The 22,485-nt window shown below is 72.7% G+C and carries 21 protein-coding genes; 12 read left to right on the top strand and 9 right to left on the bottom strand.

Features of this window, described 5'->3' with window-relative positions; genetic code table 11:
- Nucleotides 1-41 precede the first annotated feature (41 nt).
- Complete coding sequence (locus ABZ078_RS15825) at nt 42-578, bottom strand: hypothetical protein (RefSeq protein WP_356575551.1); 537 nt, start codon at nt 576-578, stop codon at nt 42-44.
- A 266-nt stretch (nt 579-844) separates the two neighbouring features.
- Here ABZ078_RS15825 and ABZ078_RS15820 point away from each other — a divergent pair, with 266 nt between their 5' ends.
- On the top strand, nt 845-1,969 hold the full coding sequence (locus tag ABZ078_RS15820) for a glutamate--cysteine ligase (protein ID WP_356575549.1): 1,125 nt from the start codon (nt 845-847) through the stop codon (nt 1,967-1,969).
- 4 nt (nt 1,970-1,973) lie between these two features.
- Here ABZ078_RS15820 and ABZ078_RS15815 read toward each other — a convergent pair whose 3' ends face one another.
- On the bottom strand, nt 1,974-2,450 hold the full coding sequence (locus ABZ078_RS15815) for a hypothetical protein (RefSeq protein WP_356575547.1): 477 nt from the start codon (nt 2,448-2,450) through the stop codon (nt 1,974-1,976).
- A gap of 269 nt (nt 2,451-2,719) precedes the next feature.
- Here ABZ078_RS15815 and ABZ078_RS15810 point away from each other — a divergent pair, with 269 nt between their 5' ends.
- Nucleotides 2,720-4,843, top strand: coding sequence for a SpoIIE family protein phosphatase (locus ABZ078_RS15810; protein ID WP_356575545.1), 2,124 nt, complete (start codon nt 2,720-2,722; stop codon nt 4,841-4,843).
- Nucleotides 4,844-4,879: 36 nt separating this feature from the next.
- Here the strand turns inward: ABZ078_RS15810 and ABZ078_RS15805 are convergent, their stop codons facing one another.
- The 3 genes from ABZ078_RS15805 to ABZ078_RS15795 form a co-directional block, all read right to left on the bottom strand.
- Nucleotides 4,880-5,053: a hypothetical protein gene (locus ABZ078_RS15805; protein ID WP_356575543.1), complete on the bottom strand. Its 174-nt coding sequence runs from the start codon at nt 5,051-5,053 to the stop codon at nt 4,880-4,882.
- A 204-nt stretch (nt 5,054-5,257) separates the two neighbouring features.
- Nucleotides 5,258-5,485, bottom strand: a complete 228-nt coding sequence (locus ABZ078_RS15800; RefSeq protein WP_356575541.1) for a DUF6480 family protein — start codon at nt 5,483-5,485, stop codon at nt 5,258-5,260.
- Between the two features lie 47 nt (nt 5,486-5,532).
- Complete coding sequence (locus ABZ078_RS15795; protein WP_356575539.1) at nt 5,533-5,955, bottom strand: CBS domain-containing protein; 423 nt, start codon at nt 5,953-5,955, stop codon at nt 5,533-5,535.
- A 146-nt stretch (nt 5,956-6,101) separates the two neighbouring features.
- On the opposite strand from ABZ078_RS15795, the gene ABZ078_RS15790 reads away from it, so the two are divergent.
- The 7 genes from ABZ078_RS15790 (at nt 6,102) to ABZ078_RS15760 (ending at nt 13,137) form a co-directional block, all read left to right on the top strand.
- Nucleotides 6,102-7,115 (top strand): DNA topoisomerase IB, encoded by a 1,014-nt coding sequence (locus ABZ078_RS15790; protein WP_356575537.1) that lies wholly within the window; start codon nt 6,102-6,104, stop codon nt 7,113-7,115.
- 128 nt (nt 7,116-7,243) lie between these two features.
- On the top strand, nt 7,244-7,441 hold the full coding sequence (locus ABZ078_RS15785) for a hypothetical protein (RefSeq protein ID WP_356575536.1): 198 nt from the start codon (nt 7,244-7,246) through the stop codon (nt 7,439-7,441).
- Nucleotides 7,442-7,480: 39 nt separating this feature from the next.
- Nucleotides 7,481-8,227, top strand: a complete 747-nt coding sequence (locus tag ABZ078_RS15780) for an SOS response-associated peptidase (protein WP_356575534.1) — start codon at nt 7,481-7,483, stop codon at nt 8,225-8,227.
- A 140-nt stretch (nt 8,228-8,367) separates the two neighbouring features.
- Entirely contained in the window at nt 8,368-9,303 is a 936-nt protein-coding gene (locus ABZ078_RS15775) for a zinc ABC transporter substrate-binding protein (protein WP_356575532.1), read from the top strand.
- Between the two features lie 68 nt (nt 9,304-9,371).
- Entirely contained in the window at nt 9,372-10,178 is an 807-nt protein-coding gene (locus ABZ078_RS15770; protein ID WP_356575766.1) for an ATP-binding cassette domain-containing protein, read from the top strand.
- Complete coding sequence (locus ABZ078_RS15765; protein ID WP_356575530.1) at nt 10,175-11,047, top strand: metal ABC transporter permease; 873 nt, start codon at nt 10,175-10,177, stop codon at nt 11,045-11,047. Before ABZ078_RS15770 ends, ABZ078_RS15765 begins: the two co-directional genes overlap by 4 nt.
- A 107-nt stretch (nt 11,048-11,154) precedes the next feature.
- Entirely contained in the window at nt 11,155-13,137 is a 1,983-nt protein-coding gene (locus tag ABZ078_RS15760) for a heavy metal translocating P-type ATPase (protein ID WP_356575528.1), read from the top strand.
- A 260-nt stretch (nt 13,138-13,397) separates the two neighbouring features.
- Here the strand turns inward: ABZ078_RS15760 and ABZ078_RS15755 are convergent, their stop codons facing one another.
- The 4 genes from ABZ078_RS15755 to ABZ078_RS15740 all read right to left on the bottom strand — a co-directional run bounded on the left by ABZ078_RS15755 (nt 13,398) and on the right by ABZ078_RS15740 (nt 19,903).
- Nucleotides 13,398-14,465: a LacI family DNA-binding transcriptional regulator gene (locus ABZ078_RS15755; RefSeq protein ID WP_356575526.1), complete on the bottom strand. Its 1,068-nt coding sequence runs from the start codon at nt 14,463-14,465 to the stop codon at nt 13,398-13,400.
- Nucleotides 14,466-14,563: 98 nt separating this feature from the next.
- Entirely contained in the window at nt 14,564-16,927 is a 2,364-nt protein-coding gene (locus ABZ078_RS15750) for a beta-galactosidase (RefSeq protein WP_356575524.1), read from the bottom strand.
- Nucleotides 16,927-18,690, bottom strand: coding sequence for a beta-galactosidase family protein (locus ABZ078_RS15745; RefSeq protein ID WP_356575522.1), 1,764 nt, complete (start codon nt 18,688-18,690; stop codon nt 16,927-16,929). The genes ABZ078_RS15750 and ABZ078_RS15745 overlap by 1 nt, the downstream gene beginning before the upstream one ends.
- Before the next feature lie 40 nt (nt 18,691-18,730).
- The gene (locus ABZ078_RS15740) at nt 18,731-19,903 is read right to left on the bottom strand and encodes an MFS transporter (protein ID WP_356575520.1); all 1,173 of its coding nucleotides are present in this window, start codon (nt 19,901-19,903) and stop codon (nt 18,731-18,733) included.
- Between the two features lie 180 nt (nt 19,904-20,083).
- Here ABZ078_RS15740 and ABZ078_RS15735 point away from each other — a divergent pair, with 180 nt between their 5' ends.
- The 3 genes from ABZ078_RS15735 (at nt 20,084) to ABZ078_RS15725 (ending at nt 22,277) form a co-directional block, all read left to right on the top strand.
- Nucleotides 20,084-20,800 (top strand): PAS domain-containing protein, encoded by a 717-nt coding sequence (locus ABZ078_RS15735; protein ID WP_356575518.1) that lies wholly within the window; start codon nt 20,084-20,086, stop codon nt 20,798-20,800.
- Entirely contained in the window at nt 20,797-21,774 is a 978-nt protein-coding gene (locus ABZ078_RS15730) for a threo-3-hydroxy-L-aspartate ammonia-lyase (protein ID WP_356575516.1), read from the top strand. Before ABZ078_RS15735 ends, ABZ078_RS15730 begins: the two co-directional genes overlap by 4 nt.
- A gap of 143 nt (nt 21,775-21,917) precedes the next feature.
- Nucleotides 21,918-22,277 (top strand): cupin domain-containing protein, encoded by a 360-nt coding sequence (locus tag ABZ078_RS15725; RefSeq protein ID WP_356575515.1) that lies wholly within the window; start codon nt 21,918-21,920, stop codon nt 22,275-22,277.
- The last annotated feature ends 208 nt before the right edge of the window (nt 22,278-22,485 follow it).

Here is a 22,485-nt window from a genome sequence, read left to right as displayed (position 1 = left end):
CGCGGCCTGGCCCGCGTGGGCGGCCGAGTCACCGCGCCGGATCAGGTCCCCTGGAACGTCGCCACGGCCTGCTCACGGCGCAACCGTTCCAAGGTGGCGTGTTGCCGCCGCGCCCGTTCCAGCAGGTCGTCGAGCAGCCGCGGGTCGATGCGTTCGTCGGTGTCGGCGAGGAGCCGGAGCGTCTCCCATCCGGCGGCCTTGCCCTCGACCCCCAGCAGCAGGCCCTCCAGCTCCCACAAGGTGCTCAGCGGAGAACGGCGTACGAGGCGCCCGTTGCTCTTGAGACGCCCCAGCCGCTCGGCCGTCCGGCCCGCGTAGACCTTGTAGTGCCGCACCGGGACGCCGAGCCGCCGCATGATGCCGATCAGGCTCGCCCGGTCCTCGGCGATCTCGGTGGCGATCGGCCGCAGCGCCTCGGCGAGGGCCGAGTCGCCGTGCGACCGCACCATGTAGCCGGCCCGGTCGGTCCCGGCGGTGGCACCGGCCAGATGGTCATTGAGGTAGACACCCAGCAGGGCGGAACCGTCACCCCGCAGCCGCCCCGGGGGCCGTGTCTCGGAGCTCAGTCGGTCGCTCATCACTCGTCCCCTGTCTCTTACGGCGAAGCGATTCCGCGAGTACCCGTTCTCAGGGCCTCGTGCACGAGACGGGGACGGACAGGGTTCGGCCACGCCGAGCACACTCACCGCATAGTCCGCTATGTCAGGGTTTGGCCGGGTGGCGGCTGCGGCACTCGGACAGCCCATGAGCACGCCCCGTGCCGAGGCGACCATCGCTGCGGGAGATGCGCCGACCGGGCGCACCGAGATCCGGACCGGCAGCCGGGCGGAACAGAAGGTGGTCGATGACGACGATCGGCGTGGAAGAGGTCTACCTGCTCCTCGATCCGGTGACGGGTCTGCCGGTGCCACAGGCGGGCAAGGTGCGCGCCGCGGCGGGCGTGGGACCCCTGGTCGCCGACCAGGAGGTCCATCACGAACTGCTCCAGGCGCAGGTCGAAGTGGCCGCGCCGGTGTGCGACACCCTTGAGGAGGTCGGAGGGCATCTGCTGCGCCTGCGGCACGCCGTCGGAGTGGCCGCCGAGGAACACGGCTGCCGGATCGCGGCCTGCGGGACCTCACCGCTGCGGCACGGTCGTCCGGTGGCCGTCACCGACGAGGCACGTTACCGGGCCATGGTCGCGCAGGCGCCGCAACTGGTGGCGGAACAGCTGGTCAACGGCATGCACGTGCATGTCGCCGTGCCGGACCGCGAGGCGGGCGTGCGGGTCCTGAACCGGATCCGGGCCTGGCTGCCGACGCTGACCGCCATGTCGGCGAACTCCCCCCTGTGGGACGGACATGACACGGGCTTCGCGAGCTGGCGCACCGTGGTCTCCAGCCGCTGGCCGGTCAGCGGCGTACCTCCGTCCTTCCACGACGCCAGGGACTACGACCGGCGCGTGCGGGGACTGCTGGACGCCGGTCTGATCGCCGACACCGGGCAGCTGTACTGGCACGCCCGCCTGTCCGCTGAAGATTCCGCCGTCGAGGTGCGCTGCATGGACGTGCAGCTCGGCGTGGACGAGGCGGTCATGCTCGCCGGGAGCGTCCGGGCCCTGGTGGAGACCGCCCTGGCGGAGGCGCAGGCGCAGGCGCGGGCAGGGGTGGAGGCGGATGCCGGGACGCCCGTGCCCGACCGCGCCCCGGAGCTGCTGCAGGCCGCCATGTGGCACGCCGCCCGGCATGGCCTGGGCGACACCCTGGTCGACCCCGGTGGCAGCTTGCAGAGGGCCGGCGACGTGCTGTACGAGTTCCTGCGGTACGTCGGTCGCGCACTGGACGCATCGGGGGACACCCGTCAGGTCACGTCCTTGATCCACCGGCTTCTGCAGAACGGCACCGGCGCGGACCGGCAACGCGCTGCCCTGGCCGAAGGCGGCCTCCGGGCGGTGACCGACCTGATCGGCGTCCAGAGCACGATGCCGTGACGGATCACTTGCCGGGCCGCGCCCAACGCGTTTCCCGCGCGCAACGCGTTCCCCGGGTCCATCGGCCGCCGCCGCATCCCGCCCAGCCCGTGCCACCCGGACCGGATCCCGGACCGGAGGAGGCGCGCAGCCAGGCGGTGATCCACCCCGTCTGCATCACGGCGTCCAGGAGGTAGGTGGGCCGGATCCGCCGCTTGGGTACGTAGACCAGGTCGACGGCCAGCAAGGTGAGGGCGGTGCCCAGGCCGATACGGCGAGCCTGCGCCGCACCCTCCGGGGCCGGAGCCGCCAGGAGCTGGGCCAAGCCGGCGGAGACCAGCAGTCCGCCCGTCGTCATCTGCAGCCAGTCGTCCCTCTTCGGCCCGAAGACCCACTCGAAGCTGCGCAGATGCAGCAGCGGCCACAGCCCGCCCACGACGTTGAACGCGCCGTGCGTCACCGCGATCACGTCCGCCCGCCGCGGAGCCTTCGCCTCGCCCATGGTCGTACCTCCGGCCGCATGCGCAGGGTCGCCGGGTACCCGGGTGGCCCCGCGGAAAACGACGCGCACGGGCCGCCCGGCGAGTACCCGTACCGGACGACTTGACCGCACGCCCGCTTCAGGGCGTGCCGACCTCGGCCGAGGGGCGTAGCGTCCGCCGTAGGAGTGGGCCGGCGCGAGCGGAGCGGCCGTCCCGCGCAACCCGGCAGAGGCTCTCCGTGTGACGTTCCGGGAGCCGGGAGTCGCCACTGCCAGGCCGGAGGCGTCTCGTGACCAGTGCGGGCGATGGGACGACGGACGTGGACGCACTGGACGCCGCGTTCGCGGAGACGGTGCGCCGGACGGGCGCGTCCATCGGGGCCCTGTACCTCCTCGCCCCGGACGAGCGGGAGCTGTTCCTGGACGTGCTGTGCGGGGCGCCGGCCGACTTCGCGGCGCCGTGGGCGCGGGTCTCGTCGGCGGCCCCGGCGCCGGTGGCGGAGGCGGTGCGCGAGGACCGGCTGGTGTGGGCGGGCAGCCAGGAGGAGCTGGCCCGCTCCTATCCGCGCACCGCGATGGCACTGCCGTACCCGCTGGCGCTGGCAGCCGCCCCGGTCGTCGGTGTCCGCCGATGGGGAACGCTGCTGCTGATGTGGCCGGCCACCCGCCCCCCGTACATGACCCAGCGGGAGCGGGGGAACATCACGTCCAGCTGCCGACGCCTGGCCCGGCTGCTCGAGGAAGCCGTCGCGAACGGACGGCTCCCCGCTCCCGGCGTCCGGCCGCGCGTGATCGCCGCCGGGCTGGGGCGCCGGTCCGCCGGTCCGGCGAGGGCCGCCGAGGACTTCATCGAGCGGCTGCCCGGCGGCAGTTGCGCCCTGGACCTGGAGGGACGCTTCGCCTATCTGAACTCCGGTGCCTGCGAGCTGCTGGGCCGCGAGGCCGGTCAACTGCTGGGCACGCTGCCGTGGCAGTCCCTGCGCTGGCTCGACGACCCCACCTATGAGGACCGCTACCGCGCCGCCGTGATCACCCGCGAGCCCGTCGCCTTCACGGCGTGCCGCCCGCCGGACCACTGGCTGGACTTCCACCTCTATCCCGACGACAGCGGCATCAGCGTCCGCATCGTGCCCAGCGGTGGGCAGGCCCCGCCCGCACCGGCACCTCGCAGCGCCGAGAGCACCGCCGCCCCGTCCCGCGCGGCCCGGCTCTACCAGCTCACGCACCTGGCCGCCGCGCTGACCGAGGTCGTCGGCGTCCAGGACGTCGTCGACCTGGTCGCCGACCAGATCATGCCCGCCTTCGGCGCCCGGTCCCTGGTCCTGTCCACCGCCGACGCCGGGCGGCTGCGGATCACCGGGTACCGCGGCTACGCCCCGCACATCATCGAGCGTCTGGACGGCCTGCCCCTCGACACCACCTTCACCCCGGCCGGGCAGGTGCTCAGCAGCGGCCTCCCCGCGTTCTTCGCCAACCAGGAGGAGATGCGGCGCACCTACCCCGCCGCTTCGCTGGTCAGCGGCAAGCAGGCATGGGCCTTCCTCCCGCTGATCGTCTCCGGCCGGCCCGTCGGCTGCTGCATCCTCTCCTACGACCGCCCCCATGACTTCCCGGCCGAGGAACGCGCGGTCATGACCTCACTCGCCGGCCTCATCGCCCAGGCCCTCGACCGGGCCCGCCTCTACGACGCCAAGCACGACCTCGCCCACAGCCTCCAGCAGGCGCTGCTCCCGCGCACCCTCCCCGCGGTTCCCGGGCTCCGCGTCGCCGCCCGCTATCTGCCGGCCACCCGCGGCATGGACATCGGCGGAGACTTCTACGACCTCATCCGGCTCGGTGAGACAGCGGTCGCCGCCGTCATCGGCGACGTCCAGGGCCACGACGCGGCCGCCGCCGCCCTCATGGGACAGGTCCGTACCGCGGTCCACGCCCACTCGGCCCTCGGCACCTCCCCGGACCAGGTGCTCGCCGCGACCAACCGGCTCCTCACCGACCTCGGCACCGAGCTGTTCACCAGCTGCCTCTACGTCCATGTCGACTTCGCCGCCCGCCGAGTGTCCCTGGCGAGCGCAGGCCACCCACCACCCGTCAGGCGACTGTCCGAGCATGAGACCCGGCCCGTCGACGTGCCGCCCGGGCCGCTCCTGGGCATCGACCCCGACGCCGTCTATCCCGTGACCGACATCCCTCTCACGGCGGGCCTCATGCTCGTCCTCTACACGGACGGTCTGATCGAGACACCCGGAGTCGACCTCGACGACTCGATCAACGCTCTCGCCCAGCACCTCGCCGAGGCGGACACGAACGACCTGGACCGGCTCATCGACACCCTCGTGGGAAAGGCGGGCAGCAACTGGCAGCGCACCGACGACGTGGCTCTCCTCGTCCTCCACCACACGCCGCGCGGACCGTGAGAGCCGCCGGCAGCCGTGGTTCCGCTTGCTCCGGTGTCAGTCCTCGCCTCGTACGACGTTCCAGTCGTCCCCCCGACGTTTCTGGGCCTCGTCTCCCTCGACGGTCGCGCGCACGTAGGTGCGTATGCACTGGCCGCGCAGGCGGCGTGCGGTGGCCCAGCCCGTCTCGGGTCGGCGGATGGTGGTCGTCGTCTTCGCTTCCGCGGTCACGGCGGTTCATCCTCTTTCTCTGTCCGGTTTCTCTGTCCGGCCCCTGGTGGTCCGGTTCGAGTTTCCGAAGGCCGCCGCGGGAAACGCCGTCGGGCGTCGGCGGCACCTCGAGCACGCCGACACGCGGGAGCTGGACCGGATGTCCGGCCCAGCTCCTCCTGCACTCCCTCTCGCCGCACCGCCCGAAAGCTTTCGCAACAGGCCCTAGACGATCAAGGCCACCGCCATGGCGATCAGCCCGATCGCGACCAGCGCCACCACCGCCATGATCAGGACGAGCGGCATCGGGCCCCAGCCCCTGCGCAGCTCGTGCTGCGGATGGGAGATGGCGGAGGTGCCGCCCGCCTCGGCGGGTGGGGTCTCACCGGGTGGTACCCCGCTTCCCGGTTCGAGCCCCGGCGTTCGTGTCGGCTCGGGATCAGGGCTTGTCATGACGCACCCTCCTCTCGGTTCCGGGCCGGTGGGCCCGCGGTGACCCGTCACCGGTTGGGTCGCGCGGCGCTGATGTCGCCGAGGGCCGAGTCGGGGTCCCGTTCCATGGCGAGGTCACCGATGGAGACGATGCCCACCGGGTGACTCTCCTGGTCGACGACCGGTACCCGCCGGACGGAGTGCTCGCGCATCACCTGCACCGCGCGGATCAGATCGTCGTCGGGCCCGACCGTGACGAGGTCCTCGCTGCACGCCTGGGCCACGGTCGTACGGTCCGGGTCGCCGCCCTCAGCGACCGCGCGTATCACCAGGTCACGGTCGCTGACCAGCCCGCGCAGCCGCTCGCCCTCGGTGACCAGTACGGCGCCGATGTTCTCGTCGCGCATCATCCGGGCCACCGCCTGCACCGAGGTCTGCGGTTCGACGGTCAGCGGGTCGGCCGTCATGACGTCACGGACATGCTGAGTCATGGGAACGTCCCTCCGTGGAGTGAGGCGGTGCCTTTCACCGCCGTACGGCCGCCGAGTACCCGCAGGCGACCGTGGCTTTCACGTCCGCGCCCATGGGTATCCGGACAGAGCTCACCACCGGTGCGTCGAAAGGCGAGGGGGTTGGGGTGCGCCTCTACCACAGTCGGCCCACGGAGCCGGGACACCGGCGTCGGCGCCATGGGCGTGGCTTCCGTTACCTCGACGCGGAAGGGGAACCCCTGCGCGATCCGCGGGAACTCGACCGGATCCGGGGGCTGGTCATTCCGCCGGCCTGGCGGGACGTGTGGATCTGCACCCGGGCCAATGGGCACCTGCAAGCCGTGGGCACCGACGCCGCCGGACGCCGCCAGTACCTCTACCACCCACAGTTCCGTGCCGAGCAGGAAGAGGCCAAACACGACCACGTGCTCGGCGTCGCCGAGGCACTCCCCGCCGTCCGTGACGTCGTCGAGCAGGACCTGAACGACCGCGGGCTGACCCGCAGACGGGTGCTCGCCACGGCCGTACGCCTGCTCGACCTCGGGTTCTTCCGCATCGGCAGCGACCGCTACACCGAACTCAACAGCAGCTACGGCCTCACCACGCTGCTGCGCGAGCACTCCCGCTGCCGCGCCGGTGCCGTCGTGTTCACGTACGTCGGCAAGGGCGGCAAGGAGATCGCCGGGACCGTCGCCGATCCCGCCGCCTGCCGCACCCTGACCGCGCTGCTGCGGCGCCGCGGCGGCGGTGACCGGCTGCTGTCCTACTGGGAGCGGCGCGCCTGGCACGAGGTGAGCGGTGACGACGTCAACGCGTACCTCAAGGAGGTGGCCGGCCGGGAGATCTCCGCCAAGGACTTCCGTACCTGGCACGCCACGGTCATGGCCGCCGTCGCCCTGGCCGTCTCGGAGCGTGTCGCGCGCAGTGAGACCGCCAGGCGCCGTGCCATCGCCCGCGCGGTGCGGGAGGTGGCCGGCTACCTCGGGAACACGCCGGCGGTCTGCCGGGCCTCGTACATCAACCCGCGAGTGATCGAGCTCTACGAGGAGGGCGTGACGGTCGCCGACGCGCTGCCGCACCTCGGGGACGAGGGCGCGGACGGCGTCCCCGCGACGCGGGGACTCGCCGAGCGGGCCGTCCTGCGCATGCTCCGCACCTGAGGCCACCCCGCCTCGCCCCCGCCTCGGTCACCCATGTGGGTGCCGCTCCCGTGCGGCCCGTCGGTGTGTCGCCGATCCTGGTCCTCCACGCCCAGGGATCACGACGACGCGAGCGGAAACGATGCGCGATGGCGATCCGCAGCGGGTGGCGCGGCGTTCTGGTGGCCGCGCTCGCCCTGACGACCGGCTGCGGCGCCCAGGACGAGCGCAGCGCGGGCGCATCCGCCGCCGCGACCGGGTTCAGGGGCGCGGTGCGGCGGGCCGACGGCGGACAGACCTGCGCGCTGCTGGCCCCCCGCACGCTGACGGACGCACCGGGCTGGTGAGGACCGGCGGGCCGGACCGGGCCGTGGCACAGTGGCCCTATGTGCGGCCGCTATGCCTCCACCCGCAGCCCCGAGGACCTGGCCCAGCTGTTCCGGGTGTCGGACTGGCATCCGGAAGAGACCCTGGCGCCGAGCTGGAACGTGGCGCCGACCGACGAGGTGTACGCCGTGCTGGAGCGCGCGCCGCGCGAGACCGGGGCGGACGAGCCCGCGCGCCGCAGGCTGCGGCCGCTGCGGTGGGGGCTGGTGCCCTCATGGGCGAAGGACCCGAAGATCGGCGCCCGGCTGATCAACGCGCGGGTGGAGAGCGTGCACGAGAAGCCCGCCTTCCGCCGCGCGTTCGCCAAACGCCGCTGCCTGCTGCCGGCCGACGGCTTCTACGAGTGGGACGAGGTCAAGGACACCAAGTCGGGCAAGGTCCGCAAGCAGCCGTACTTCATCCACCCGGAGGACGGACAGGTCATGGCCCTCGCCGGCCTGTACGAGTACTGGCGCGATCCGCAGATCAATGATGCCGACGACCCGGCCGCCTGGCTGATGACCTGCACGATCATCACCACCGAGGCCACCGACGCCGCCGGCCGCATCCACCCCCGGATGCCCCTCGCGCTCACCCCGGACCACTACGACGCCTGGCTCGACCCCCACCACCAGACCACCGACGACCTGCGCGACCTGCTCACCCCACCGGCGGGCGGCCACCTGGACGCCCGGCCCGTCTCGCCCGCCGTCAATAGCGTCCGCAACAACGGCCCGCAGCTCCTGGACGAGGTCCCCGCGCCCTGACCGCGGAAGGTGAGTTCTCGGTAAGGGTTGCCCTGGAGGACGGCCGAGAGACGCTTTCGACATCCGTTTTCATCTAGCTTGGAGCCCGAAGCCGGGACGGATGGAGCTCGGCGGACCATTCGCCCGTTCCGGAGGGATCCATGCCCGCGTACTCGTCCCGACGTCTCATACCGCTGATCGCCGGCGCCTGCCTCGTCTCCCTTGCCGGCTGCGGCAGTTCGTCGGACACAAGCGGCTCCGACGCCGCGCGGGGCCCCGCCGCGGCGTCCGCCGTCCCGGTCGTGGCCTCGACGAACGTCTACGGCGACATCGCCGAGCGGATAGGCGGCCAGAAGGTGCGGGTCACGTCGATCATCAGCGACCCCGACCAGGACCCGCACTCCTACGAGGCCAGCACGCAGAACCGGTTGGCGCTGTCCAAGGCCAAGGTCGTCATCGAGAACGGCGGCGGCTACGACGACTTCGTCGACCGCATGATGAAGAGCGGCGACGCGTCCCCCGAGGTGATCAACGCGGTCAAGGTCTCCGGGAGGACCGCCCCGGCGGGCGGGGAGCTCAACGAGCATGTCTGGTACGACTTCCCCACGGTGGCCAGGCTCGCCGACCGTATCGCCGCCGCTCTGAGCAAGGCCGACCCCGGCGACGCCGCCGGCTTCACCGCCAACGCGAAGGACTTCAAGGCGAAGCTGAAGCCGCTGGAGCGGAAGGAGGCCGGGATCAAGGCCGACCACGGCGGTGAGGCGGTGGCCATCACCGAGCCGGTCCCGCTGTACATGATCGAGGCCGCCGGGCTCAGGAACGCCACCCCCGCGGGCTTCAGCGAGGCCATCGAAGAAGGCGACGACGTCTCCCCGAGGACCTTGCGGGACACGCTGGCGCTGTTCACCGGCAAGAAGGTCAAGGCGCTGGTCTACAACGAGCAGACCTCCGGCCCCCAGACCGAGGAGGCCGAGCAGGCGGCGAAGGCCGCCGCGATCCCCGTGGTCCCCGTGACCGAAACCCTGCCCAAGGGCAAGGACTACCTCGGCTGGATGACCGCCAACGTCGACGCGCTCGCGAGCGCGCTCGCCCAGTGAGGCGCCCGGCCGTGACCCGCGCCCGCACGGACGATGACTGCACGGACGATCACGGCACGGACGCCGCGGTGATCAGCCTGCGCGCGGCGGCCCTCTCCTACGGCGAACGCGTGCTGTGGCAGGGCCTCGATCTCGACGTGCGGCCGGGTGAGTTCCTGGCCGTGCTCGGGCCCAACGGATCGGGCAAGACCAGCTTCGTACGCGCTCTGCTCGGTCAGCGCCCGCTGTCCGCCGGTTCGTTGACGGTCCTGGGTGGCCCGCCCGGCAAGGGCAGCCGGCACATCGGCTATGTCCCGCAGCAGGGAACGCTGTCCACGCACGCGATGCTGCGCGCCCGGGACCTGGTCCGCTTCGGCATCGACGGACACGGCTTCGGACCCCGGCTGCGCACGGGCGCCGTACACCGCCGCGTGGAGCGGATCCTCGCCTCGGTCGGGGCCGCCGGATACGCGGACGTCCCGGTCGGACTGCTCTCCGGCGGGGAGCGGCAGCGCGTACGCATCGGACAGGCGCTGGCGACCGACCCGCGGATCCTGCTGTGCGACGAGCCGCTGCTCTCCCTCGACCTGCACCATCAGCGGGCCGTGACGGAACTGGTGGACGCCCGCCGCCGTTCCCACGGCACCGCCGTGGTCTTCGTGACCCACGAGATCAACCCCGTACTGGGACTGGTCGACCGCGTGCTGTACCTCGCCCGCGGCGGATTCCGGGTCGGCCCACCCGACGAGGTGCTGACCTCCGAGGCGCTCACGCAGCTGTACGGCACCCGGGTCGACGTGGTCCGCGTCCGGGACCGGATCACCGTCGTGGGCGTGCCCGACGAGGTGGCCCGGCCGCCGCATCACCCCGAACCACCGCCTGGAGTACGACCATGACCATCGCCGAGGGGATCTGGCACCAGATCTTCAACTTCGACAACTACGGCGAACTGCTCGCCCTGGTCCGCAACTCCCTCGTCGCCGGCGCCGCGCTCGGCCTGGTGGGCGGTCTGGTGGGGGTCTTCGTCATCATGCGGGACCTGCCGTTCGCGGTGCACGGGATCAGCGAGCTGTCGTTCGCCGGTGCCTCGGGCGCGCTGTTGCTGGACGTGAACATCGTGGCCGGCTCGATCGTCGGGTCGCTGATCGCGGCAGGGGCGATCGGCCTGCTCGGGTCGCGTGCCCGGGACCGCAACTCGGTGATCGGTGCCGTCATGCCGTTCGGCCTGGGCCTCGGCGTGCTCTTCCTGGCCCTGTACAAAGGCCGGGCGGCGAACAAGTTCGGCATCCTCACCGGGCAGATCGTCGCCGTCGACACCCCGCAGATGTCCTGGCTGCTCGGCACGTCGGCCGTGGTGCTCGTGGCGCTGGCCGTCATGTGGCGGCCGCTCGCCTTCGCCAGCGCCGACCCCGAGGTGGCGGAGGCGCGGGGCGTGCCGGTCCACGCGCTGTCGTTCGCGTTCATGATCGTGCTCGGTCTCGCGGTCGCGCTGTCCGTCCAGATCGTCGGCGCGCTGCTGGTCCTCACCCTCGTCGTGACGCCCGCGGCCGCCGCGGCCCGGGTCACGGCCTCACCGGTGCTGCTGCCCGTCCTGAGCGTGGCCTTCGCGGTGACCGCCATCGAGGGCGGGATCCTGCTGGCCCTGGGCAGCAGTGTCCCCATCAGCCCGTACGTCACCACGATCTCCTTCGCGATCTACCTCGTGTGCAGGGCGGTGGGCAGCCGCCGGGCGCGGCGGTGGGGAGCCGTGCGAGCCGGCGCCTGACGCGGAACCCGACGTGGAGTCATGAAGTGGGGTCATGAAAGGGTCACCCGGAACCTCCGGCATGAAGACATGAATGAGTCTTCATCCATTCCTGTATCGTGCGGGGCATGACTTCCACGCTCACCCGGCCGCCGGCCGGCCAAGCCGCGCCCGCACGTTCCGGGACCGCGCCCCGCAGGCGCACCCGGCTCCTCGCGCTGCCGGAGGTCCGCTGGGCCGTCGCGGCCACCGCGCTGTTCCTGCTCGCCCTGCCGCTGCAACTCGCCGGAGCACCCGCCTGGACGTGGGGCCCGCTGTACGCGCTGTCCTACGCCACGGGCGGCTGGGAACCGGGATGGGAGGGGCTCAAGGCACTCAAGGACAAGACCCTCGACGTCGATCTGCTGATGGTCGTCGCCGCGCTCGGCGCCGCCTCGATCGGGCAGGTGATGGACGGCGCCCTGCTGATCGTCATCTTCGCGACCTCGGGGGCCCTGGAGGCGCTCGCCACCGCCCGCACCGCCGACTCGGTGCGCGGCCTGCTCGACCTCGCCCCCGCCACGGCCACCCGCCTCGCCCCGGACGGCACCGAACAAGCCGTGGCCGTCGAGGAGTTGACGGTCGGCGACACCATCCTCGTACGCCCCGGCGAACGCGTCGGAGCCGACGGCCGCGTGCTGGACGGCAGCAGCGAGGTGGACCAGGCGAGCATCACCGGAGAGCCGCTCCCCGCGGCCAAGGCGCCGGGTGACGAGGTGTTCGCGGGCACGCTCAACGGCACCGGCGCGCTGCGCGTCCGGGTCGAACGCGACGCCTCCGACTCCGTGATCGCCCGGATCGTCCGCATGGTGGAGGAGGCGTCCGAGACCAAGGCACCCACCCAGCTGTTCATCGAGAAGGTCGAACAGCGCTACTCGCTGGGCATGGTGGCCGCGACGCTCGCCGTGTTCGGCGTCCCGCTGGCCTTCGGAGAAGCGTTCTCCGAGGCCCTGCTGCGCGCCATGACCTTCATGATCGTGGCCTCGCCGTGCGCGGTGGTCCTGGCCACCATGCCGCCCCTGCTGTCGGCCATCGCCAACGCCGGCCGGCACGGTGTGCTGGTGAAGTCGGCCGTGGTGATGGAACGCCTCGGCCAGGTCGACGCCGTCGCACTGGACAAGACCGGCACGCTCACCGAGGGCACGCCGTGCGTCACCGACGTACGGCCGCTGCCCGGACGCGGCCCGGCCGAGGACGAGCTGCTGACGCTCGCCGCGGCCGCCGAGCACCCCAGCGAACACCCGCTGGCCCGCGCCGTCGTGGACGCGGCACGCGAGCGCCACCTCGACCTGCCCACCGCGCAGGACTTCTCCTCCGCGCCCGGCGTCGGAGTGAAGGCCGTCGTCGACGGCCGTACGGTCGAGGTGGGCGCCCCGGCCCGCCTGCTCGACGACGCCGCCGCCGGCCCGGTCGCCGCACTGGCCGAGGAACTCGAACAGTCCGGCCGGACCGCCGTCCTCGTGGTCGTCGACGGCACCCCCGCCGGAATGCTCGGCATCGCGGACCGGCTGCGCCCCGACGCCGCCGCCACCGTCACCGCCCTCATGACCCTCACCGGCACCGCTCCGGTCCTGCTCACCGGCGACAACCCCCGTGCCGCCGCCCACCTGGCCGCCGAGGCCGGCATCGAGGACGTGCGCGCCGGGCTGCTGCCGCAGGACAAGATGGCCGCGGTCAAGGAGCTGGAGGACGCGGGCCGCAAAGTCATGGTCGTCGGGGACGGCGTCAACGACGCGCCCGCCCTGGCCGCCGCGCACATCGGCGTCGCCATGGGCCGGGCGGGCTCCGACCTGGCCCTGGAGACCGCCGACGCGGTGATCGTCCGCGACGAACTCGCCGCCGTCCCCACCACCGTGGCCTTGTCCCGCCGGGCCCGGAAGCTGGTCGTGCAGAACCTCGTCATCGCCGGGGTGTTCATCGCCGGCCTCGTCACCTGGGACCTGGTCGGCACCCTGCCGCTGCCGCTCGGCGTCGCCGGCCACGAGGGCTCCACGGTCCTCGTCGGCCTGAACGGGCTGCGCCTGCTGCGAGACGCGGCCTGGGAGCGGGCGGCGAGCGACGGGACCGGCTGACGGGGCGCCGCCTCGGCCGACGGGCTGCCGGCTCACCGCACTGGGACGTTCGGCGGCCCGGTGAAACACTCGGCGGCCGACGTTCCCTGAACGTCGGCTCCTTGAGTTTCAGCTCGCCCGTAGGGCGTTCGGCGACCGGAACCGTCGAGCGCGGCACGGAGCAGGGTCGTCCGCCCGTCTGTTGCGCCTTCGGTGCCCGCATGCGACCGCGTACCCGGCGCCCACCCCGCCGCTCCGAGGGCCGGGCCAGGGGAGGAGCCTCAGACTGCGGGCGCCGGGCCGCTGCTGCGGCGGATCACGAGGTCGACCGGGACCAGTGAGTCCACGCGGGGCGGCTCGGCGGGCCCGTCGAGCCGGTCCAGCAGCAGGCGCAGCGACCGTGTGCCGATCTCGGCGAAGTCCGTCCGTACGGTGGTCAGCGGGGGAAGGAAGTGCGCGGCCTCGGGGATGTCGTCGTAGCCGACCACGCTCACGTCGTCGGGGACCGAGCGGCCGGCCTCGTGCAGGGCGTGCAGCAGGCCGAGCGCCATCTGGTCGTTGGACGCGAACACGGCCGTGACGTCCGGGCGCCGGGCCAGGCGGCGGCCCAGCTCGTAGCCGGAGCCGGCGCTCCAGTCGCCGATGAGCGGGTCCGGGACCTCGGCGCCGGCCGCCTCCAGAGTGGCCTGCCAGGCCCCCAGCCGGTGGTCGGCGGAGGTCCAGCCGGTCGGGCCCGCGATGTGCCACACGGTGCGGTGACCCAGGCCCAGCAGATGCTCGGTGGCCTTGCGGGCGCCGGTCCGGGAGTCGCCGGTGACCTGCTGGGTGTCGGCGTTCAGGCCGTTCTCCAGCACGACCAGCGGGGTGTCGAGCCGGGTGTCCGCCAGGGCCTTGCCCACCCACAGCTGCGGGGCGATGGCGATCACGCCGTCCGCGCCCTCGGCCGACAGCCGGTTCACCGCCTCGACCACCGTGTCGGGCTCGGCCGTGTCCAGGGCGATCGAGCTCAGCAGGTAACCGGCCTCCTGGGCCGCCGTGTTGATCGCGGTGAGGATGGCGGCGGGCCCGTAGCGGGCGGCGTCGAAGGAGATCACGCCCAGCATCCGGGTCCGCCCGCTGGCCAGCGACCGGGCGCTGCGGCTCGGGCGGTAGCCGAGGGTGCGCATGGCGGTCAGGACCCTCTCGCGGGTCTCGGCCCGCACCGACGGATGGTCGTTGAGGACCCGGGAGACGGTCTGCTTGGAGACACCGGCCAGCCGGGCCACGTCGTCCATCACGGGACGCGAGCCCGCGAAGTTCCGTCTGCTGCGCCCCCTCGGAGCGGAGCCGTCGGCGGGGCTTGCGGTCATGGTGGCTGTTTCCTCGATGTCGGCACGGCGGTGGTGTCCCGCCCCGGCACGCCCCAGCATAGGCAGGGCCATGGGGCGGAACCCCGCGGTGCGCCGCCTCAGGCCGACCGAACCGCCCAGATACGGCCGGTGACCCACTCGGCCCGCGTCACGGCAGCCGTCCGGGCGGCGTCGTCCGCGTCCGGCGGCACGTGGACCCGGGCATCGGTGTGCAGTGGCAGCACCTTCACCCGCACTGCCGCTCCCGCCGGGAGCCGGCCGATGTCCCAGACCCGCCCCGCGAAGAACTGGTCGGCGACCAGGGCGTCTCCCACGTACGCCCGCCCCACGTCCCCGCTCCACCACAGCCGCAGGACGGCACCCTCCGGGAGATGCTCCGGTACGTCGACGCGGTACTCGGCGGCCACCGTGTCGAAGTACTTGTCCGCCGGCACGCTCGCCCGCCCCAGCACGCCGGTCGTGGGTTCGGGTGCCGGACCCGCGGGCCGGACCAGGGCGACCGGCGCTTCGACAGCCTCACCGCCGCCCACCCCGAAGCTGTAGCGGGTGAACACCCCGTCCGCCTCGCCGGCCACCGTCTCCCCGGCCACGACCGGCGCGTGCTCCGGCGCGGGCAGCACGGCGAACGACGGACGGGCGGCGGCACTGTGCACCCGCAGCTCGTCGCCGTCGAAGACGACCCCGTCCCCGCACAGCACCAGCCGCTCGGCACCCCACGCCGCACCCCGGTAGACGGTACGAGCCGTTGCCGCGTCCAGCACCAGCAGCCCGACCCGCCCGCCGTCCACCGCCTCCACCTCGACCAGCGCGTCCGTGCCGGGCCGCAGTCCCGTCACCAGGACCCGGCCGTCGATCTCGGCGAGGTCCCCGGACGGCACGCCGACCGACGCCACCGTGTCGGCGTCCAGGGCGAGTTCGGGCGCGATGCCGTCGGTGGCGGCGAGCACCAGGACCGTACGGCCGCCCGCGTCGACGGTGCACACCGGCTGCGCGGTCGCCCACTCCAGCCGCACACCCGCCACATCGAGCCGCAACGGCCAGCAGAAGTAGGCGCCCGCGGGCACGGTCACCGGAGAACTCGGCAGCGTCAAGTCCCTTGCCCCGCCCGGGAACGCGACCCTGAAGGAGGTGTCCGGGTGGTCCGGCAGCGGTTCGTGGGGCTGGTGGTTGGTGACGAACAGGAAGCCCGAGGCACCGTCGCCGCGAACGGCCCACCGCAGGGTGTCCCGGTCGTGCTGGCCCTCGGGGAGGCGCTCCGGGAGCACCGACTCCATGGCGGCGAGCAGATGACCGAAGTCCGCCAGCAACAGGTGCTGGAGGCGGAGTTCGTGGTACGAGGGCCGGTACTGGCCGTACTCGCCGAGCGGTGCCTGGAAGTCGTACGTCAGGACGGGCAGGTCGTTCGGATAGGCGGTGGCGTGGGACTCCTGGAGGGTCGAGCGCTCTCCGAGCGGATTGGTGCCGCCGTGGAACATGTAGTAGCCCTGCCACACCGAGCCACAGCCGATCTTCGTGAGCCCGAGCGCGCCGATGTCGGCGGCGTGGAGGCGCGGCCGCCGGTGGTAGGCCACCGCCATGCCGCTGCCCAACTCGCAGGTGGCCCAGGGGAATCGGTCCGCGAGGGCGTCCGGGTCGCCGCCGCGGACGGTGGTCGGCCGCAGGTCGGCGCCGATGCCCTCGTCGTCGCGCTGGTGGGTGAAGAAGAAGTGCTTGCGGCAGGTGTCGGGCCAGCCGCCGTCCGCCTCCGTCCAGAACGCCTCGGGGTAGCCGCCGTACAGGGGAAGGAGCTCGTCGGGCGGGAGCCGCACCCCGCCCCACGCGGTCGACGTCCACAAGGGGGCGCTCAGTCCCACTTCCTGGGCCATCCGCTTCAGCGTCAGCAGGTGGCCGGGCTGGTCGTAGAGCTCGTTCTCGATCTGGATCGCGATGATCGGGCCGCCATGGCCGCGGTCCAGTCCGCGCAGTTGCCCGGCGATGGCCGTGAACCAGACGCGTACCGGCTCCAGGTACCCGGGGTCGTCGGTGCGCGGCACGCAGTCGCGGGCCAGGAGCCAGTCGGGCAGGCCGCCGCCCCGTACCTCCGCATGCGACCAGGGGCCGATACGGGGGATGAAGTCCAGGCCGTGGCGGGCGCACAGCTGGGCGAAGCGGCGCAGGTCGCGGTTGCCGTCGAAGCGGACGCGGCCCTCGATCTCCTCGTGGTGGATCCAGATGACGTAACTGGCGACGGCGGTCACCCCGCCCGCCTTCATCTTCAGCAGCTCCTCCTCCCACTCGCCCTCGGGGTAGCGGGAGTAGTGGAACTCGCCGGAGACGGGGAACCAGGGGCGGCCCCCGCGGGTGAGCCGGCGGCTGGTGACCTCGATCGGATCGGGCACGCCGGGGGCGTCGGTGAAGGGGAGGTGGCCGGTGAGCGGGGGAGCGGCGGGCGCGGGGACACGCAGCCGGTGCGGGTGGGCCATCAGTCGATCTCCGGGCCGAGGTCGGCGGTGTCGGTGAGCTGGGCGCGCGTGCCGGTGGTGGCGTGCAGTTCCAGCAGGACCAGGTCGTTGGTGCCGGGGCGCAGGATCGGCGCGGGGACGTAGAGGGTGCGCTGCGGGCCGCGGTTCCAGTAGCGGCCGAGGTGGAAGCCGTTGATCCATGCCTGGCCCTTGGTCCAGCCGGGCAGGGCGAGGAAGGTGTCGGCCGGGGTGTCCACCTGGAAGGTGCCGTGGTGGAAGGCGGGTTCGGCGGCCGTGGACGCGTCGGACGGGGCGAACGGCACGGCGTCCAGGTCGTCCAGGGCCAGGGGGTGGCAGTCCCAGCCGTGCAGGGCGGTGCCGTCGAAGGTGACGGGCCCGAGCAGGCCCTTGGGGGCGCCGATGCGGGGGCCGTAATTGACGCCGCCCATGTTCTCGACCAGTACCTCCAGCGTGGCGCCGGGGCGTGGCACGCGGACGGGGAGGGTCTCGTCGTGCCGTTCGCGTTCCAGTACGCCGACGGGAGCGCCGTCGACGAAGACCTGGGCCCGGTCGCCGACCCCGCCCGCGAAGTGCAGCAGACCGTCGCCCGCCGCCTCGAAGGCCGAGCGGTAGAGGGCGTAACCGACGTGCAGGCCCAGCTCGTTCATCGTCGCCGGATCCTGCGTGCGGACCGGCTCGGCGAGGGCGTGCGCGTGGGGGAGGAGTGGCGCCCTGCGGTCCAACTCGACGGTCAGGGGCGGGAGTTTGCGGGCGGGCGCGGGCGCCGGCTCGTCCGGGACCGGCGCGTGGCGGGCGATGACCTCGCGGAAGGCGTGGTACTTGGGGCCGGGGTCGCCGCACTCGGTGAGGGCGGCGTCGTAGTCGTACGACGTGACGGTGGGCTCGTAGGCGTGCTTGTGGTTGGCGCCGTTGGTGAAGCCGAAGTTGGTGCCGCCGTGGAACATGTAGATGTTGACCGAGGCACCCGCGGCGAGCAGGCGATCCAGGTCGGCGGCGGCGTCGGCCGCGTCCCGTACGTGGTGGGGCCCGCCCCAGTGGTCGAACCAGCCGATCCAGAACTCGGCGCACATCAGCGGACCTTCGGGCCGGTGCGCGCGCAGTTCGGCCAGATGCTGGTCGACCCGGCTGCCGAAGGTGCCGGTCGCCAGCACCCCGGGAAGGCTGCCGGCGGCCAGGTGCGCGGGGTTGGCCTGGTCGCAGGTGAAGAGGAGTTCCTCCACGCCCCTGCTCCTGAATGCCTGTTCGAGGTGCTTGAGATAGGCGGTGTCGTCGCCGTAGGCGCCGTACTCGTTCTCCACTTGGACGGCGATCACCGGGCCGCCCGCCGCGGCCATGTACGGCAGCAGCGGGGGCAGCAGGACGTCGAGGTAGCGGTCGATGATCCGGGTGAAGCGCGGGTCGCTGGAGCGCAGCCGGATGTCGGGGTCCGCGATGAGCCAGGAGGGCAGGCCGCCGTCGTCCCACTCGGCGCAGATGAACGGACCCGGGCGCAGCAGGACGTGCAGGCCCTCGTCGCGGGCGAGGCTCAGATAGCGGGGCAGGTCGAGGAAGCCGTCGAGGACGAGGGGGCCGTCGGGGTCGGGCTGGTGGAGGTTCCAGGGCACGTACGTCTCCACCGCGTTGAGCCCCATCAGGCGTGCCTTGCGCAGCCGGTCGGCCCACTGGTCGGGATGGATCCGGAAGTAGTGCATCGCGCCGGAGATGATCCGGAACGGCTCGCCGTGCAGCAGGAAACCGTCGGCGGACGTCGTCAGAGCGGACATACGGGGACTTCCCTTCGGTTCGGAGGTGCGGGGACGCGGGTCAGCGGGGCCGGGTGGCGCGGATCAGCCAGAGGGTCGCCGCCAGGCACAGGGCCGAGACGGCGCCCAGCAGGAGCGGGACACTGCGGACGCCGGACCACTCGATGGCCTTGCCCAGCGCCGGTCCCGCCACCACGCCGCCGGCCATGGACGCGGCGATGACCACCGCTCCCGCTCGGCGAGCCCGCGGGGCCGCCCGGTTGAGCCAGGGCAGCCCGGTCGGGAAGATCGGCGCGATGAACAGGCCGACACAGGCGTACGCGTACGGAGCCAGTGCCGGAACCGTGGCGAGCAGCAGACACACCGTCATCCCCGCGCACGAGACCGCGATGATGGCCTGGGCGGAGAAACGCAGTGCGATCGGGGCGACCAGGAAGCGGCCGACGGTCATCATCAGCCAGTAGACGGAGGTGGCGGTGGCGGCGAATCCGGCGCCGTAGCCGACGGTCTCCAGATGGGTCGGTTCCCAGCCGCCGACGCCGGCCTCGATGCCGACGTGCAGGACGTACAGGGTGACGAACACGGCGAGTACGGAGCCGAGGCTGCGGGCGAGGACCTGGCCGCCGTACGACTCGGCGGGCGTCCCGGAGGGCTGCGGCGCCCGGTCGCTCACGCCGCGCAGGCACAGCAGCAGCGGCAGATTGGCCAGCGCCAAGCCCAGGAAGACCGCGGGGTAGTGCGCGGAGCCGACCGCGCCGATCAGAGCGGGACTGAGGATCGCGCCGATGCCGAAGTGGGCGTTGAGGATGTTCAGCATGGCCGTCGAGCGGTGCCCGAAACCGACGGCGAACAGCTGGTTGAGGCCGTAGTCGACACCGCCGAAGCCGAGGCCGGCCAGCAGGGCCATGGCCAGGGCGGTGGGCCAGTCCGGCGCGAGCGCGAAGCCGGCCGCGCCGACGGCCATCAGCAGATAAGAGGCGCCGAGGATCCGCCGGTTGCCGACCTGGCCGTAGAGCCGGTCGAACAGCAGCACGCCGGCCACGCCGCCGACGAAGTGCGCGCTCAGCCCGAGGCCCGCGGCCGACGGGGACAGGCCGAACTCCTCGCGGAAGGCGGGGATCGCCGGACCGTACAGGGCCTGGAGGGCGCCCATGAGCACGAAGCCCGCGCAGGAGGCGACCACGGCGGCGGGGCTGAAGACCCGTGGGCGCGTGGGTGTCGACGGCAACGTCATGCGCTGGATGTTACCGGTAACATCGTCGCGCCCGTCAAGATTCGTGCCGCGGTCTTCGGTGATGAGTTCGCGTTGCCTGTCGGGCTGTCCGTACTGTTGGACTGTTCGTACAGACTCTGGACATGTAGTCTAGAAGTGGCCCGGTGGATCAGGCCGGGTCCGAAGCGGACGGGATGCGTGGTGGCGGACGAGCAGGCCCTGGAATCCGAGCGGGACGCGATCGTCGCCGCGCTGAGGCCGGTCGTCGACGGCCTCGTGGCGACGTTCGGGCCGATGTGCGAGGTCGTCCTGCACGACTACCGGCGGCCGGAGAAGTCCGTGGTCGCCGTGGCCGGTTCGGTCACCGGGCGGGCCGTGGGCGGGGCGATGAGCGAGATCGGCATGCGGATCGTCGCGCGCGGCGACGAGGCGGGGGACGAACTGAACTACGTCACCCGGACCCGGGACGGCAAGCTGGTCAAGGCGTCCACGATGGTGCTGCGGGACTCCACGGGCACCGTGTTCGGCGCGCTCTGCGTCAACCTGGACGTCACCGCGGTCGGCGAAGCCCACGCCCTGCTCGGCGCCCTGGCCGGTGTCGGCGGCACCCCGGCCGATGTGCCGGTCACCGCCTTCGGCAACGACATCGACTCCGTCGTCGACGCCATCCTCGACGCCCACCGGCTCCGGCGGAACGGCAGCTGGGCCGCCCTCGACCGCGCCCAGCGACTGGAGCTGTTCCGCGGCCTGGACGCCCGGGGCGTGTTCGCCGTGCGGCGCGCGATCGAACAGGTCGCGGCACGACTCGGCATCTCCCGCGCCTCCGCCTACAGCTACCTGTCACAGGCGCGCGCCGAGGCCGACGCGACCACGGACACAGCCGTGAGCGACGAGACACCCCCTGGAGGACACGCGTGACGACCGCCACCCCGCCGATCACCCTCGACGACGTCCGCGATGCCGCCGCGCGCCTCAAGGGCGTGGCGCACCGCACGCCGGTGCTGCGCTCGCGCACGCTCGACGAACTCGTCGGCGCCGAGGTCTTCCTCAAGTGCGAGAACTTCCAGCGCGTCGGCGCCTTCAAGTTCCGCGGCGCCTACAACGCCGCCTCCCGGCTCGACCCGGAGCAACTGGCCCGGGGCATCGCCGCCTACTCGTCCGGGAACCACGCCCAGGCCGTCGCCCTGGCCGCCCGGGAGCTCGGCACCAGCGCGGTGATCGTCATGCCCGAGGACGCCCCGCCGTCCAAGCGGGACGCGACCCTCGGCTACGGCGCGGAGATCGTCACCTACGACCGCTACAGCGGCGACCGTGTCGCGATCGGTGAGGCCCTGGCCGCCGAGCGCGGCCTCGCCCTCATCCCGCCCTACGAGCATCCGCACGTCATGGCCGGGCAGGGCACCGCCGCCCTCGAACTCCTCGAAGAAGTGGGCGAGTTGGAGCAGCTCGTCGTGCCGGTCGGCGGTGGTGGGCTGATCGCGGGCAGCGCCACCGCGGTCAAGGGCCTGCGTCCCGGTGCCCGGGTGACCGGCGTCGAGCCGGAGGCCGGGGACGACACCAAGCGATCCCTGGAGGCGGGGCGGCGCGTCAGCATCCCGGTGCCGCGCACCATCGCCGACGGCCAGGCCCTGCCCACCCCCGGCGAGCTCACCTTCTCCGTCAACCGGCGGCTGGTCGACGAGATCGCGCTGGTCGGCGATGACGAGATCCGCGACGCGATGCGGTTCGCCTTCGAACGCCTGAAGATCGTCGTCGAGCCCAGCGGAGCGACCCCGCTGGCCGCCCTGCTCACCGGCCGGGCGGGCCCGCTGCCGCGCCGGGTCGGCGTGATCATCTCCGGGGGCAACGTCGACGCCGGGCGCTTCGCCGAGCTCTGCGGGAACCGGGTCTGAGCGGACGTTCCCCGAATGGCGGCCTCCGGTGGACCGGCGGAGGATGGAGTGGTAGAGGACCGGCCGCCTACTACGGCGGTGCCCAGGGCCGCCGGGGAGACCGGCCCCGGCCGCGGTTGACGGCGGCCGGAAGGGAGCGCGTCATGTTGGAAGTGAAGACGCTCGACAAGCCGGACGAGCGGCGTGATTTCCCCCGCGGCCACATGGAAGCCGTCCACATGACGGACCTCGACTTCGCCGTGGCGACCTTCGAGCCCGGCTGGCGCTGGACCGAGTCCGTGGCCCCGATCGCGGGTACCGACACCTGTCAGATGCACCACAACGGCTACGTCGTCCAAGGCCGTATGCGCATCCGCATGGACGACGGCGGTGAGAGCGAAGTCGGCCCCGGAGACGTCTTCGTCGTCTCGCCCGGACACGACGCCTGGGTCCTGGGCGACGAGCAGGTCGTGGTCTTCGACTTCCAGGGACAGACGGCGAGGGAGTTCGCGAAGAAGGAGTAGCCCCGGTCGGCCCGCGCCGGCGTGTCACACGGTGACGACGACCTTCGCGCGGGCGTACGCCACCTCCACGCACCGGATCGCCTCGGCCGCCTCGCTCCGCGGACAGCTCAGCTCGACGACCGGGGCGATCTTGCCGCTCACACCGGCAGCAGTCGGAACACCAGGTCCGCTACATCCTGGTCGGTTTCCGGCAGGGGTGAGTCCTCGC

The sequence above is a fragment of the Streptomyces sp. NPDC006385 genome, assembly GCF_040612485.1.
In the GTDB taxonomy this organism is placed as follows: Bacteria; Actinomycetota; Actinomycetes; order Streptomycetales; family Streptomycetaceae; genus Streptomyces.
Note: the sequence above shows the minus strand (reverse complement) of the source record. Positions and strands in the feature narration are given on the sequence as shown.

What these genes read in the sequence shown, in the direction of transcription:
- ABZ078_RS15725 (WP_356575515.1), top strand. Translation starts at nt 21,918, where the DNA reads ATGTTGGAAGTGAAGACGCTCGACAAGCCGGACGAGCGGCGTGATTTC.
- ABZ078_RS15765 (WP_356575530.1), top strand. Translation starts at nt 10,175, where the DNA reads ATGACCATCGCCGAGGGGATCTGGCACCAGATCTTCAACTTCGACAAC.
- ABZ078_RS15775 (WP_356575532.1), top strand. Translation starts at nt 8,368, where the DNA reads ATGCCCGCGTACTCGTCCCGACGTCTCATACCGCTGATCGCCGGCGCC.
- ABZ078_RS15760 (WP_356575528.1), top strand. Translation starts at nt 11,155, where the DNA reads ATGACTTCCACGCTCACCCGGCCGCCGGCCGGCCAAGCCGCGCCCGCA.
- ABZ078_RS15745 (WP_356575522.1), bottom strand. Translation starts at nt 18,690, where the DNA reads ATGTCCGCTCTGACGACGTCCGCCGACGGTTTCCTGCTGCACGGCGAG.
- ABZ078_RS15820 (WP_356575549.1), top strand. Translation starts at nt 845, where the DNA reads ATGACGACGATCGGCGTGGAAGAGGTCTACCTGCTCCTCGATCCGGTG.
- ABZ078_RS15815 (WP_356575547.1), bottom strand. Translation starts at nt 2,450, where the DNA reads ATGGGCGAGGCGAAGGCTCCGCGGCGGGCGGACGTGATCGCGGTGACG.
- ABZ078_RS15800 (WP_356575541.1), bottom strand. Translation starts at nt 5,485, where the DNA reads ATGACAAGCCCTGATCCCGAGCCGACACGAACGCCGGGGCTCGAACCG.
- ABZ078_RS15755 (WP_356575526.1), bottom strand. Translation starts at nt 14,465, where the DNA reads ATGACCGCAAGCCCCGCCGACGGCTCCGCTCCGAGGGGGCGCAGCAGA.
- ABZ078_RS15780 (WP_356575534.1), top strand. Translation starts at nt 7,481, where the DNA reads ATGTGCGGCCGCTATGCCTCCACCCGCAGCCCCGAGGACCTGGCCCAG.
- ABZ078_RS15825 (WP_356575551.1), bottom strand. Translation starts at nt 578, where the DNA reads ATGAGCGACCGACTGAGCTCCGAGACACGGCCCCCGGGGCGGCTGCGG.
- ABZ078_RS15785 (WP_356575536.1), top strand. Translation starts at nt 7,244, where the DNA reads ATGGCGATCCGCAGCGGGTGGCGCGGCGTTCTGGTGGCCGCGCTCGCC.
- ABZ078_RS15795 (WP_356575539.1), bottom strand. Translation starts at nt 5,955, where the DNA reads ATGACTCAGCATGTCCGTGACGTCATGACGGCCGACCCGCTGACCGTC.
- ABZ078_RS15750 (WP_356575524.1), bottom strand. Translation starts at nt 16,927, where the DNA reads ATGGCCCACCCGCACCGGCTGCGTGTCCCCGCGCCCGCCGCTCCCCCG.
- ABZ078_RS15740 (WP_356575520.1), bottom strand. Translation starts at nt 19,903, where the DNA reads ATGACGTTGCCGTCGACACCCACGCGCCCACGGGTCTTCAGCCCCGCC.